Origin of the sequence: Flavobacterium sp. 1355, assembly GCF_017833415.1 — a bacterium.
GTDB lineage: Bacteria > Bacteroidota > Bacteroidia > Flavobacteriales > Flavobacteriaceae > Flavobacterium.
The window spans coordinates 42,246-54,797 of sequence record NZ_JAFICC010000019.1 but is presented as its reverse complement, the minus strand read 5'-3'; the positions used below and the strand labels follow the sequence as shown (position 1 = coordinate 54,797).

General features: G+C 33.1%; 13 protein-coding genes. 6 read left to right on the top strand and 7 right to left on the bottom strand.

The genetic code is table 11. The annotated features are described in order from the left end of the window. Positions 1–2 precede the first annotated feature (2 nt). A complete protein-coding gene (locus JOD96_RS20550; protein ID WP_209566107.1) occupies positions 3–1,292 on the top strand; it encodes an efflux RND transporter periplasmic adaptor subunit in 1,290 nt (429 codons plus the stop codon). Positions 1,293–1,321: 29 nt separating this feature from the next. Beyond that, on the top strand, positions 1,322–1,996 hold the full coding sequence (gene tsaB, locus JOD96_RS20545; RefSeq protein ID WP_209566106.1) for a tRNA (adenosine(37)-N6)-threonylcarbamoyltransferase complex dimerization subunit type 1 TsaB: 675 nt from the start codon (positions 1,322–1,324) through the stop codon (positions 1,994–1,996). Position 1,997: 1 nt separating this feature from the next. On the opposite strand, the gene JOD96_RS20540 is transcribed toward tsaB, so the two are convergent. Next, positions 1,998–2,810, bottom strand: a complete 813-nt coding sequence (locus tag JOD96_RS20540) for a mechanosensitive ion channel family protein (RefSeq protein WP_209566104.1) — start codon at positions 2,808–2,810, stop codon at positions 1,998–2,000. Positions 2,811–2,877: 67 nt separating this feature from the next. After that, the gene (locus tag JOD96_RS20535) at positions 2,878–3,777 is read right to left on the bottom strand and encodes a NifU family protein (RefSeq protein ID WP_209566102.1); all 900 of its coding nucleotides are present in this window, start codon (positions 3,775–3,777) and stop codon (positions 2,878–2,880) included. Between the two features lie 142 nt (positions 3,778–3,919). On the opposite strand from JOD96_RS20535, the gene JOD96_RS20530 reads away from it, so the two are divergent. Together JOD96_RS20530 and JOD96_RS20525 are read left to right on the top strand one after the other, a co-directional pair. After that, positions 3,920–4,909 carry a type IX secretion system membrane protein PorP/SprF gene (locus JOD96_RS20530; protein WP_209566100.1) on the top strand — a complete coding sequence of 330 codons (990 nt, stop codon included), beginning with the start codon at positions 3,920–3,922 and terminating at the stop codon, positions 4,907–4,909. An 11-nt stretch (positions 4,910–4,920) separates the two neighbouring features. Beyond that, a complete protein-coding gene (locus JOD96_RS20525; protein WP_209566098.1) occupies positions 4,921–5,433 on the top strand; it encodes a gamma carbonic anhydrase family protein in 513 nt (170 codons plus the stop codon). Between the two features lie 86 nt (positions 5,434–5,519). Here the strand turns inward: JOD96_RS20525 and JOD96_RS20520 are convergent, their stop codons facing one another. From JOD96_RS20520 to JOD96_RS20500, 5 genes are all read right to left on the bottom strand, one after another. Then, positions 5,520–6,236: a LytR/AlgR family response regulator transcription factor gene (locus tag JOD96_RS20520; protein WP_209566096.1), complete on the bottom strand. Its 717-nt coding sequence runs from the start codon at positions 6,234–6,236 to the stop codon at positions 5,520–5,522. Positions 6,237–6,477: 241 nt separating this feature from the next. Continuing rightward, complete coding sequence (locus JOD96_RS20515) at positions 6,478–7,581, bottom strand: sensor histidine kinase (RefSeq protein WP_209566094.1); 1,104 nt, start codon at positions 7,579–7,581, stop codon at positions 6,478–6,480. Next, positions 7,582–7,917 carry a DUF4907 domain-containing protein gene (locus JOD96_RS20510; protein WP_245188465.1) on the bottom strand — a complete coding sequence of 112 codons (336 nt, stop codon included), beginning with the start codon at positions 7,915–7,917 and terminating at the stop codon, positions 7,582–7,584. Further along, a complete protein-coding gene (locus tag JOD96_RS20505) occupies positions 7,901–8,908 on the bottom strand; it encodes a Kelch repeat-containing protein (protein WP_209566092.1) in 1,008 nt (335 codons plus the stop codon). The genes JOD96_RS20510 and JOD96_RS20505 overlap by 17 nt, the downstream gene beginning before the upstream one ends. A gap of 14 nt (positions 8,909–8,922) precedes the next feature. After that, entirely contained in the window at positions 8,923–9,762 is an 840-nt protein-coding gene (locus JOD96_RS20500; RefSeq protein ID WP_209566090.1) for a DUF6268 family outer membrane beta-barrel protein, read from the bottom strand. A gap of 229 nt (positions 9,763–9,991) precedes the next feature. Between JOD96_RS20500 and JOD96_RS20495 the strand changes: the two genes are divergently transcribed. Beyond that, positions 9,992–11,317, top strand: coding sequence for a DUF4270 family protein (locus JOD96_RS20495; RefSeq protein WP_209566088.1), 1,326 nt, complete (start codon positions 9,992–9,994; stop codon positions 11,315–11,317). Next, the gene (locus JOD96_RS20490; protein WP_209566087.1) at positions 11,317–12,552 is read left to right on the top strand and encodes an aromatic hydrocarbon degradation protein; all 1,236 of its coding nucleotides are present in this window, start codon (positions 11,317–11,319) and stop codon (positions 12,550–12,552) included. Before JOD96_RS20495 ends, JOD96_RS20490 begins: the two co-directional genes overlap by 1 nt.

The following is a 12,552-nucleotide window of genomic DNA, read 5'->3' as shown; positions in this document are numbered from 1 at the left end:
TTATGTCAAAAAAAACAATTTACTTCTTGCTTGGTGGAGCTGTAATCCTTATTGTAGTATTGATTGGTCTTAGAAAAACAGGAGCAATAGGAAATAAGGATGAAGGAAAAGAAGTAGAAATTTCAAAAGTAATGGCTTCAACTGTTGTAGAGACAGTTTCGGCAACGGGTAAAATTCAGCCGGAAATTGAAGTTAAGATTTCTCCGGAAGTTTCGGGAGAAATTATTTTATTGAATGTAAAAGAAGGTCAGGTAGTTAAAAAAGGAGATTTATTAGTAAAAATAAATCCCGATTTGTATACCTCAAGTTACAATCGTTCCATTTCAAATTTATCAGGAACAAAAGCGGGATTAACACAATCTGAAGCCAGTTTCAAAGAAGCGAAGGCCAACTATGAACGCAATAAAACCTTGTTTGAAAAAGGTGTTATTTCAAAATCAGACTGGGATAAGGCAATTGCTTCTTTTGAGGTAGCCAAAGCAACAAAACAAAATGCATATTACACTGTTCAGAGTGCCTCGGCATCTGTAAATGAAGCCAAAGATAATTTAGGCCGCACAACAATTTATGCTCCGGCAGATGGTACGATTTCTGTATTGAATGTAGAATTAGGAGAACGCGTACTTGGAACTCAGCAAATGGCAGGAACTGAACTATTGAGAGTTGCCAACCTAAACAACATGGAAGTTGAAGTTGATGTAAATGAAAATGATATTGTAAAAATAAAAATTGGTGACGAAGCAAATGTTGAAGTTGATGCTTATTTGAAAAAGAAATTCAAAGGAGTTGTTACCAGTATTTCAAACTCGGCAAGTACAACATTAACATCGGATCAGGTAACAAATTTTAAGGTTAAAGTCAGAATTTTAAAAGAATCATATCAGGATTTATTAGAAGGTAAACCAAATACGTATTCACCTTTCAGACCGGGAATGACAGCTACTGTCGATATTATAACACAAACCAAAACAAACGTTTTGGCGGTTCCGATTAGCTCTGTTGTGGTAAAATCAGATACGGCTGCTGTAAAAGACTTTACTGCAGAAGGTCCGATAGAAGATAAAAAAGCAGCTCCAAAAAGCGATAAAAAATTCGAATGCGTTTTTGTAAAAGTAGGTGATAAAGCCAAAATCAGAATCATTAAGACAGGTATTCAGGACGATACCAATATTGAGGTAATGTCTGGATTAAAACCGGGTGATGTGGTCATTACCGGTCCTTATACAACTGTTTCCAAAGAACTAAATTCCGGAGATAAAGTAAAGGCCAAAAGCAATTCCCCGAAGAAATAATTATAAGTAACAATTTTAAAATAAATACTTTGTCTTTTATTCTAAATATCGAAACAGCAACTAAAAATTGCTCTGTAGCCATCTCAAAAAATGGCGAAACAATTTTATGTAAAGAAATCGCAGAAGAAGGATATTCGCATGCCGAGAAATTGCATGTTTTTATAGAAGAAGCCATTGCAGAGGCAAAAATATCGGTTCAGGATTTAGTTGCTGTTGCAGTAAGCCAGGGACCAGGTTCTTATACAGGTCTGAGAATTGGGGTTTCGGCAGCAAAGGGATTGTGTTTTGCCTTGAATTTACCATTAATTGCTGTAGATACTTTGCAGACTTTGGCATCGCAGGCAAAAGTTTCTGATGGAAAGATTATTCCGATGCTGGATGCCAGAAGAATGGAAGTTTATAGCGAAATTTTTAATGCTAAACTAGAGACAGAAAGACCAATTCTGGCAGAAGTAATTGATGAAAATTCTTTTCAGGATATAAATGAAACAGTTTATTTTGTTGGAGATTGTGCCGAAAAATGCAAAACAGTTTTAACCAAAGAAAATTTCATATTTTTAGAAGATATCAAATACCCTTCGGCAGCAGCCATGAGTAAAATCAGTTTTGATAAATATCAAATAAGCGACACTGTAGATGTCGCTTATTTTGAACCGTATTATTTGAAAGATTTTATGATGACCACGCCATCAAAAAAAGTATAATTTATTTTTGAATCGTAAAAGGCTGCACAGAAACTCCTGCTGCATCTAAAGCTGCTTTGCAATTCTCAAGAGTCTCTGAAAAAACAGCTCCGTAATTTTCATTTTTTGCCCACGGGCGCACTGCAAAATCTACAGAACTTGCCGATAAGTTTTTTACAAAAACTTCGGGTGCGGGCGTCTTTAGTACTTTTGGATTTTTGTTTAAAATATCCAAAAGAATATCTTTTGCTTTCTTAATATCAGAATCATACGAAATTGCAAATGTCAAATCGGCTCTTCTTTCCCCCTGCATAGAATAATTAATAATCGTTCCGTTTGATAAAGCACCATTTGGTACAAAAACAGTTTGGTTATTCCCTGTAAGCATTTTGGTTACAAAAATCTGAATTTCTAAAACGGTGGCAATTACACCCTGTGCTTCGATAGTATCGCCAACTTTAAAAGGTTTAAAAACGATAATAAGCATTCCGCCTGCAAAATTAGAAAGTGAACCTTGCAGCGATAAACCAACAGCAAGTCCCATTGCTCCTAAGATAGCAACAAACGACGAAGTCTCAATTCCAAGCTTCGAAATAAAAGTTACAAATAATAAAATTCGTAAAGCCCACAGCAAAATATCAGCGAGAAATTTGGTCAGAGTCGGGTCAAGATTTCTCTTTACCATTATTTTTCTAATGATTCTGTTAATTAGTCTTATAGCATAAAGACCAACAAATAAAATTAGAAAAGCTGAAATTAATTTTGGAGAATAATCAAGTAATACTTCTATGTACCTGGCAGCATAATTGCTAAATTGTTCTGAATTGATGTCCATTGTATTTAAATAAAAAAACCTTCCCAATAGAGAAGGTGGTATTAGTTTGCAAATATAAAAATATTATTTACGCATTTATAGCTTCAACTTTAATTTGTTCATCGTTTAGCATGCTTTTCAACATGTTTTCGATACCGCTTTTAAGTGTAAAAGTTGATGACGGACACCCGCTGCAGGCTCCCTGTAAAATCACCTTTACCGTTTTGTCATTCTCATTATAAGAATCAAAAGCAATGTTTCCTCCATCAGCAGCTACTGCCGGTTTCACATATTCTTCAAGAATATTGATGATCTGTTGAGAGGTTACATCCAATTTGTCAAATGCTTCATCTTTTGTGATATCATTTTTGGTAGTAACTTCAATTAGGTTTTCATCTAAAACTGTTCCGCCGTTTTCAATAAATTGTTTGATAAAAGTTCTTATTTCAAGTGTAATTTCATCCCAGTTATTGATGTCATATTTAGTTACAGAAATATAATTTTCATCAATAAAAACTTCTTTTACAAACGGGAATTTAAATAATTCTTTTGCCAATGGAGAAGAAGCTGTCTGGTCAATATTTTTATACTCCACCGCATTTCTGGTCAGCATTCTGCTTACTACAAATTTTAGTGCAGAAGGATTTGGTGTTGTCTCCCCATAAACAGTGATTGGCTGTTTTTTGGCTTTGTTTTCGTCAATTTTAATAATCACTCCGCCATTGTCTACAAATGCGGCAATTTGTTCGGCAACAGCATCTTTTACATCATCCCATTCTACAATACTATATCTTTCAATAGCAATAAAATTTCCTGAAATATAAACTGTTTTTACAAACGGAAGATAAAATAATTGCTGCGCCAATGGTGAAGATTGCGCTTCATCAATATTTTTAAATTCAAAATTCTGATTTTGTGTAATGAATTCCTCAAATTCAAACTTTAGGATGGTTGGATTTTGAGTTTCCTTTATAGTGATTTTTGTCATGAGTAGTATTTTTTTGCAAATTTAGTAAAGTTATTTTCTACTAATACCTATATTTGATTTTTTAATAAAATAATTAAGACTCTTCGCAAATTAATCGTACTAAATTGCATTGTCTTAAAATATATTCAAACAAATTACCTATATGAGATTTAGGATCAGGGTTTTCTTTATTTTTTTGATAACATCATTTTATTCCTATTCTCAAGAAGGAATTCCAGTTTATTCAGATTATTTATCAGATAATTATTACTTAATACATCCGTCGATGGCGGGGGCTTCCAATTGTGCAAAAATAAGACTGACGGCCAGAAAACAATGGTTTGGGCAGGATGAAGCACCTTCTTTGCAAACGTTGAGTTTTAACGGAAGGTTAGGAGAGAGATCCGGTGCCGGAATTATTGTTTTTAATGATAAAAACGGATATCATTCTCAAAAAGGAGTAAAGGTTACCTACGCACACCATATTATGTTTTCCCGCGATGAAGTTGATTTGAACCAGCTTTCATTTGGTATCAGTGGTGGCGTTATTCAAAACCAGTTAGACGAGACCCAATTTGGCGGAACTTTTGATCCTATTGTTTTTGGGTCTATCCAAAAAGATTCTTATTTCAATGTCGATTTTGGAGCTTCTTACAATTACCTTGATTTTTATGCACACGCAACTGTGCAGGGTGTTTTAGAAACCAGAAGAGAGCTATATACAGATTATGAAAATGATAATTTGAGAAAATTTCTTTTTAGTGCCGGATATGTTTTTGGTAAAAGTGAAAATATCACATGGGAACCCTCTGTTTTATTTCAATTATTTGATCAGACAAAAGAAAAATCAATTGATATAAATATGAAAGCCTACAAAAATCTTGATTTTGGAAGTTTATGGGCAGCTCTGTCCTACAGAAGAAGTTTTGATGGTGCACAATACAGTACCGGAAGTGGAGTATCATCTCAAAAATTACAATATATAACACCTATTGTGGGTATAAATTACAATAATTTTATGTTTGCGTATACTTACTCACAAGTCATGGGCGATGTAAAATTTGACACAGGCGGTTATCATCAGTTAACTTTAGGAATCAATTTGTTCTGTAAAAAAGAGCGTTACGATTGTAATTGCCCGGCTATTAATTAAATCTTTATTTTATGCTAATTAAATCTGTAAACGGAAAATCACCTGCAATTCCTGAGGATTGTTATGTGGCAGAAAATGCAACTATTGTTGGGGATGTAACTTTTGGAGATTCCTGCAGTGTTTGGTTCAACGCGGTTATTCGCGGTGATGTTCACTTCATTAAAATCGGAAGTAAAGTTAATATTCAGGATGGTGCGATTATTCACTGCACTTATCAAAAACATCCGACAATTATTGGTAATAACGTTTCTATTGGCCATAATGCCATTGTTCATGGATGTACTGTGCATGACAATGTCTTAATTGGTATGGGCGCAATTGTTATGGATAACTGTGTGATAGAAAGTAACTCTATTGTGGCAGCAGGAGCAGTTCTAACGCAGAATACGAGGGTAGAATCAGGAAGTATTTATGCCGGAGTTCCGGCAAAAAAAGTAAAAGATATTGATCAGTCTGATTTTGCGGGAGAGATCGAACGTATTTCTAATAACTATGTTATGTATTCCGGCTGGTTTAAGGAATAAATTTTCAAATTCTTAATGTAGAAATTCCAAATTCTGGAATTGGATAACATTTAGAGTTTGGAATTTTTATTTTGGGATTTAATAAATTATAAATTTATTTTTTCGAAGAAAGCACTTTTGTAGCTTTCGCTAATCGGGATTCTTTTGTCACTAATCATCACCTTATTTTTTTGTATTGATTTTACATGTTTTATATTGATGATATAAGATCTGTGAATTCTTGAAAACCCTTTATTAGACAGCAAGTTTTCCAGTTTTATTAAACTGATTAAGGTAAGCGTAAATTTATTATCGGTTGTGTATATTTTTACATAATCCTTCAACCCTTCAATAAATAAAATATCCGAAAAATTCATTTTGACATTTTCGTACTCAGCTCGTACAAACATAAAATCCTGTTCAGATTCCGGAGTTGCAGGGCTTTCTGTTACAGGCTGGATTACGGCAGCAGGATTTGAAATTTGCTGTGCTCTTACTACTGATTTTAGAAAACGATGAAAAGGTATAGGTTTTACCAGATAATCAACAGCACCAAGATTAAAACCTTCTACGGCATAGTCTGAGTAAGCAGTTGTAAAAATAATCAGCGGTTTTTTATCAATGGTATTCAAAAATTCAATTCCGGAAAAATGTGGCATTTGAATATCCAAAAAGATCAGATCAACATTATTCTGATTAATGAATGAAACAGCGTCTATAGCATTGTTGAAAGTGTGTAATAATTCAAGTGTATCTATCTTTTTGACAAAATCTTCTAATAATTCAACCGCTAACGGTTCATCGTCTATAATTACGCATTTCATCTGTTGGAGATTATATTCTTAAATTGTTTTTGGTGCTCAAAAGTAATTTGAAACCAGTAAATTAAGTTTTAAAATTATCATAAATTACCAGTTTAGTTAAAATTATTCGTTTTCAATAAACCGCTGGGGCTACGTATATCGCTCCTTCTGTATCAGCAGGATAAAATTTTGAAGCTGTTGCTAATGGTACAATTCCGGAAAATACCTTTTCGGATGATTTTTTCTATCCATAACTATCAGGTTAATTTATTGCTGTTTGAATACTGTCTAAATTTAATTTTAAATGTACCTGATAGAGTTTACTGTCTTGTGTTATAGTAAGTTGGTGTGCATTCGGATAAAGTAAATCAAGTCTGTTTTGAATATTTACCAATCCAATTCCTGAATTTTCAGGATCTTTTACATAATTCTCAATTGTATTTTCTATCCAGAAATCAAGTGTGTTTTCGAAAATAGTAATCTTAATTTTTATATGTGCCGCTCCCTTATAATCGGTCCCATATTTAAAAGCATTTTCAACAAAAGAAATGAGCAATAAAGGTTCAATAAATTTATTTTTGGTATCGCCATGAACATTAATATAAATATCTTCTATGTTATTGAGCCTTAGCTTCTGTAATTCAATATAATTCTGAATATAATTGATTTCTTTTTCTAAAGCCACCGTTTTATTATCTGTTTCATACAGCATGTAGCGCATTAATTCTGATAATGTTACGATGGCATCAGGGACCAAATCAGATTTCTTGTGAGCCAGAGAGTAAATACTGTTTAAGGAATTAAATAAAAAATGCGGATTGGTTTGTTTTCGCAAATAAATTAATTCCGTATTTGTTCTGTGTGTTTCCGCGATTAATTTGTTTTGTTGGTTGTTATAAAATTCAGTTAGTGTTCTAATAATAGCACTAATTGTAATAATAAGGATGTAAAAAAGCGAAGGCCCAATTTTAAAAAATAAAGGTTGTCGCGCCATAACAGCCCTGACACGGTGACCTTTCAAAATAAATTTCATATCCTCACGGGGAGGCATCATATTGATATGTCTGACAGGCTTAAATTCCGGCATAAAATAGGTCATCCTTATAACCATAAAAAGAATAATAAGCGCCAGTACAAAAGCAAAATAAAGCCAGTATTTTTTTTCTAAAAGCAGGGTAGGAACCAAATAAAAATAATTCAGATAAAATAAAATAATACCTGTAAACCACTGTACATAAAAATCATTATTTATTGTAAACGGACTTTCGTAAAACTGTATTAGTGAAGTCAAAATAAAGAATACCCATATAATGACATGAAACAGAATTTTATTTGAGCTTGTATTTTTTATGGCGCCTATATTCATTTATAATTTTATTTTTAATAAAATTAATTCATTTTTATTTACCGTTGGCGATATGTTATGCCGGAGTTTTTTTACAACCAGTGCAGCCAGTTTTTGGGCATCTTCTTTTGTAGCAAAACTTTTAGAATCATTAATTACCGGGATAACCGATTGTTTGATAATAATTTGTCCTTTATAGGCAATTGTATAACCCCATCCTGATGTTGTTCTGAATGTTTGCGTCTTAAATGTTTGATTGTTGGAACAAGCTGCAAATTGTAAAATCAGAATAACAAGTAATAAATTCTTCCGGATTGTACCCCGGAAGAATCGTTTAATATTAATTATCATCATCATTTTGTTCCTCGGTTGGTTTAAATTCCCATGCATCATCAAAATATGTTGTACCTATTCTTCCCAACATATAAAAACCACGGTTATTAATAGCAAAACCTACAGCATCAGTTCTTGTTGCACCTTCCATCGGAGTTCTTTCAACCCAAATGTCTGTTGACGGATTGTATTCCCATACTGTTTTTACACTTTCCCCACCTACCACATAACCTAATCCATTCATGGTAAAACTCGATGCATTAGAACGAACAATGGCATAATCATCATTGTAAGAGTCATCATCATCTTCATCCTTATCAATATCTCTTTTTCGTGTCCAGGCATCAGTAGAAGGATTAAATTCCCAGAAATCTTCCTGATAAACCCCATTATTTACACCAGTTGCCAGATAGGCCTTATTGTCAATAACAAAAACAGTAGCGTTACGTCTTTTATTTCCACTAAAACCGTTTACCAGTGTCCAGGTATTTGCCTGATCATCATACTGATAAAAATCTTTTAAATAATTTCCGTCATAACCGGTTCCAAAATAAGCCTTTCCACCAGCCTGAAAACCAACAGCAGCATATCTTGCCGTACCGGTAAAATCTGTTTTTTGTGTCCAGTTGTTGCTAACAGGATCATATTGATAAAAATCTTTAAGTTTATTTGTACCGTCATACCCCAGTCCAACATAACCCTTATTATTTAGGGCAAAACTAGACGCAGAACTTCTCCCTATTCCTGTAAAATCTGCCTTTTGCTCCCAGTAATCCCCGTTTGAATTATAAGCCCATAAATCTTTTAGATATACGTCTCCGGTATACCCGGTTGCTATATAAGCATAATCTCCAATAACAAAACTAGTCGCGCTAGATCTTGCCGGTCCGTCAAATGCTGATTTTTTTACCCAGTTTCCAATTAACTCATCATCTTCATCATCGTTGCTGCAGCCTGAAAAAAACAAACCCGAAAACAGTGCCGCGAATAATATTCCTTTTTTAAAATTATTCATAATATTAAATTTATTTATTGTTTGTATTTGATCCCAATTCCTAGAATGTAGCCGTCGCTTATATTAAAGTCATAAACCTTATGATTGTTATCGTCGGTCAGAATGTATTTTTTATTGAAATCATATCCTGCTTTAAAATTTATAAACCAGTTTTTGTCCATATTTCTTTCATATTCAAAAGCAGAAGTCATTTGTGATACAATTACTTTTGAGGTATCATAATCCAGATTTTGAGAATCTAAATGATAAAAATTACCATTAAAACTATTCGTCAGGCTAAACTTGTTCCTGACATTGTTGGAATACGATATTTTTGAATCCGGAAATCCGATAACAATATTGCTTTGCTCATTTAATTTATAGCCTAAAGATAAAACCGGTAAAAATTTGGGATAACCAAAAACACTTGTTCTTGCTGCACCGATATTAATTGTTGTTTTTGGCCCCAATTGCCGGCTAAACTCAAAGTTTCCTAAAATGGTAAAGTCAGAAGCGTTTAAGTTTTGCTGAAAATTAGCAGTTGGTGTGACAGACAATTTCAATTTTGTCTTATCAGAAACGGTATAAGAAAAATCAAATTTATTCTGAATCTGATTCAACTGATTTAGATTTTCAAAAACCTCAAAACTTCCTGATTCATAATTTACCTTCACATTCGAATAGGTTAATGTATTCGTTATTGTACTGTTTGAGTTTATTTTTTTATGAAATAAAAACCCAATATTGGTTTCATTAAAATTAATTTTCTCAGTAGGTTCCGTTTTTATATTTACCTCTGCAGAAATTTTTTCCTGAGCTTTCATTCCGAAAAAAGAAACAGATAAAACCGAACAAATTAAAAATCGTTTTTTCATTACTTAATTATTGGCTCAAAAGTAGTAGGCTGATGGTTTTAAAAAAAAGAAGATATATGTATGGTAGTTTTTGATAGACTAAACCGCGTTTTTTGAAGTCGAATGAAGTATTCAAGGCTATAATTAAGTTATAGATGATTTTCTACTATTCACAGTTCAAAAAAGCGCGACTGTATATGTTATTATGTAGTGCAAAAAAGCACAGTCTATATTTGTTCAAAAATGGATTATGAATAAGTTTATATTGATGTTGTTTTTTGCTTTTGCAATATTCTCATGTGGGACAGACACTGACGCAGGCGAATTTGTTGTTGGTTCTGATTATCTCGCTGTAAATAATAAGGTAATCCTGATTGATACGGTGACTGTAGATATGGCTACAATAAATTTTGATTCACTTGTTACTTCATCTCAAAGCAGGATTCTGATAGGTAATTACGAAGATCCTATTTTTGGTAAAGTAAAATCAGACAGTTATTTTCAATTAGGCGCAAAATCTTATTCCTTATTAAGTGGAGGGTCAGACACAGAAGCTGTTAATTATGTATTTGATTCAATCTCGATGATTTTAAAATATGATAACTATTATTATGGAGATACTACGCAGGTACAGAAGATTGATATTTATAGAGTTCTCCAGAAAATAAAACCAAATACAGATGACGATAGTTTTTATAACAACTCTGTTCTAAGCTATAGTCCCGAAAGTTTAGGCTCCATTTCTTATAAGCCAAGACCTACTGAAAAAGATTCAATTAATATAAAAATGGACCCGGTTTTTGGAGCAGAAATTTTTCAGAAAATCAAGAAAAGAGAAATTACAGATTTTACCAGTTTTACAGAATATTTTAAAGGAATCGTTCTGGTTCCATCAACAACAAATTCCTCAAGTGTCATTGGTTTTCATACCAGCACAAGTGTCATCAGGATGTATTACTCAAAATATCAAAGTCAGGAAGAGAAGTCTTATTATATAGATTTTGTAATTAGTGAGCCCTCAAAACAGTTTAATTCTATTTCATCAGACAAAACAGGAACACTGCTTCAGAATCTTCCGGTTTCAAATAGTAAATTATCCAGTATGTTAACCGACCGGCAAGGATTTATTCAGTCAGGAACAGGTGTCGCCTGTCGAATTGATTTTCCTAACATAAAACAGTTAAAATACATTTCAGATAAAGGGGCAATTGTAGATGCACAATTGATTTTGAAACCTGTAAATAATTCTTATTCAGAAAAATATCCTTTAGCCGATTCAATACAAGTGTATGTTGCTGATAATTTAAACAGAATCAGCAGCTCATTAGTAAATTCTGCAGGAGTAAATGTATACGGAATATTAAATAAAAAAAGCGATGAATTTAATGAAAACATAGGCTACACATTTTCTGTAGGTAACTTTTTGCAAAAGGAAATGCTTAAAACGGCCGATGCAAAATCTTCATTGGTTCTGACATTGCCGGGAATTTCTAAAACGGTAAATCGTATAGTTTTAGGAGATCAAAAACATGTAAACAATAAAATTCAACTAAAAATTTATTATATATCATATTAATGAAAAACAAAATAATCTATTTGAGTTTCTTCATTCTGATGTCACTCACTTCATTTTCCCAAAGTATTTCAAGCTCACCTTATTCTTTGTACGGTTTAGGAAGTATATACGATGCAGATTTTGGTTCACTTCCGGCAATTGGCTCATCAGGAATTGCATTGCCATCCTATAGTTTTATTAATAATCTAAATCCCGCTTCGTTAGCATATTTGCCACTTAACCATTTTATGTTTGATCTTGGAGGAAAAGCGATTTCAACCACGTATCAAAATAATTCAAGATCAGAAAAGCGTAATAATTTTCAGTTTTCACATCTTGCTTTTGCTTTTCCCGTGACCAAAAATTCCGGATTTAGTGTGGCTTTAAGGCCTTATTCAAGTGCTGCTTTTAAAATTTCTAACTTAAAACTTCCAATTGCAGATAGTCAGGAATATTATTACTTAACAGCTGAGGGTTCAGGCGGATTAAATAATTTTGATTTTTCATACGGATATCGATTTGGAAAAAAATTATCTGTAGGGGTTTCGGCTATGCTGCTGTTCGGAAATACCACAGATGACAGAAGTTATTTAATTTCAAATTCGATTACCGCAATTAATAAAAAAACGGATTATAACGGACTACGTGCAACTCTGGGATCGCAATATAAAATTGATTCTACTTTTACAATTGCGGCAACTTTCAAAATGCCTGCCAGAGTCAAAGCATCAAAAGTACAAAGCGTGCAAACCCTCACAAATGGTGTAGAAACTTCTATTGAATCTGATGTGGCTTCTGATACAGACGATTATTATATGCCTTTAGAAATGGGATTTGGGATTAGCAAGCGTTTCAAAAATAATCTGAATATGACTTTAGACTATGAAAAAAGTCTTTGGAAAAATACCAATCAATCAGATTTATATGGTGATTTTGTAAATCAGGACCGTTTTGCACTCGGTTTTACTTTTAGCACCAAAAGGAATATCCGAAGTTATTGGGACAGGATTCAATATGCTGCAGGAGCAAACTTTGACACGGGCTACCTTGAAGTCGATGGAAAAAGAGTAAACAATACTGCAATTTCTTTTGGACTTTCCCTGCCTATAGAAAATACGTTATCGGCGTTGCATGTTTCTTATTCCTATGGGCAAAAAGGTAAAATCGCTGATAATCTTATAAAAGAAAATTACCATAAAATAGCTCTCAATTTATCTTTGGACGGAATTTGGTTCGTCAAGCGAAAAATTGAATAG

Excerpts from the sequence above, each read along its gene's own strand:
- JOD96_RS20530 (WP_209566100.1), top strand. The coding sequence starts at position 3,920 with ATGAGATTTAGGATCAGGGTTTTCTTTATTTTTTTGATAACATCATTT.
- JOD96_RS20500 (WP_209566090.1), bottom strand. The coding sequence starts at position 9,762 with ATGAAAAAACGATTTTTAATTTGTTCGGTTTTATCTGTTTCTTTTTTC.
- JOD96_RS20490 (WP_209566087.1), top strand. The coding sequence starts at position 11,317 with ATGAAAAACAAAATAATCTATTTGAGTTTCTTCATTCTGATGTCACTC.
- JOD96_RS20520 (WP_209566096.1), bottom strand. The coding sequence starts at position 6,236 with ATGAAATGCGTAATTATAGACGATGAACCGTTAGCGGTTGAATTATTA.
- JOD96_RS20540 (WP_209566104.1), bottom strand. The coding sequence starts at position 2,810 with ATGGACATCAATTCAGAACAATTTAGCAATTATGCTGCCAGGTACATA.
- JOD96_RS20515 (WP_209566094.1), bottom strand. The coding sequence starts at position 7,581 with ATGAATATAGGCGCCATAAAAAATACAAGCTCAAATAAAATTCTGTTT.
- JOD96_RS20525 (WP_209566098.1), top strand. The coding sequence starts at position 4,921 with ATGCTAATTAAATCTGTAAACGGAAAATCACCTGCAATTCCTGAGGAT.
- JOD96_RS20550 (WP_209566107.1), top strand. The coding sequence starts at position 3 with ATGTCAAAAAAAACAATTTACTTCTTGCTTGGTGGAGCTGTAATCCTT.
- JOD96_RS20535 (WP_209566102.1), bottom strand. The coding sequence starts at position 3,777 with ATGACAAAAATCACTATAAAGGAAACTCAAAATCCAACCATCCTAAAG.
- JOD96_RS20495 (WP_209566088.1), top strand. The coding sequence starts at position 9,992 with ATGAATAAGTTTATATTGATGTTGTTTTTTGCTTTTGCAATATTCTCA.
- JOD96_RS20505 (WP_209566092.1), bottom strand. The coding sequence starts at position 8,908 with ATGAATAATTTTAAAAAAGGAATATTATTCGCGGCACTGTTTTCGGGT.
- JOD96_RS20510 (WP_245188465.1), bottom strand. The coding sequence starts at position 7,917 with ATGATGATGATAATTAATATTAAACGATTCTTCCGGGGTACAATCCGG.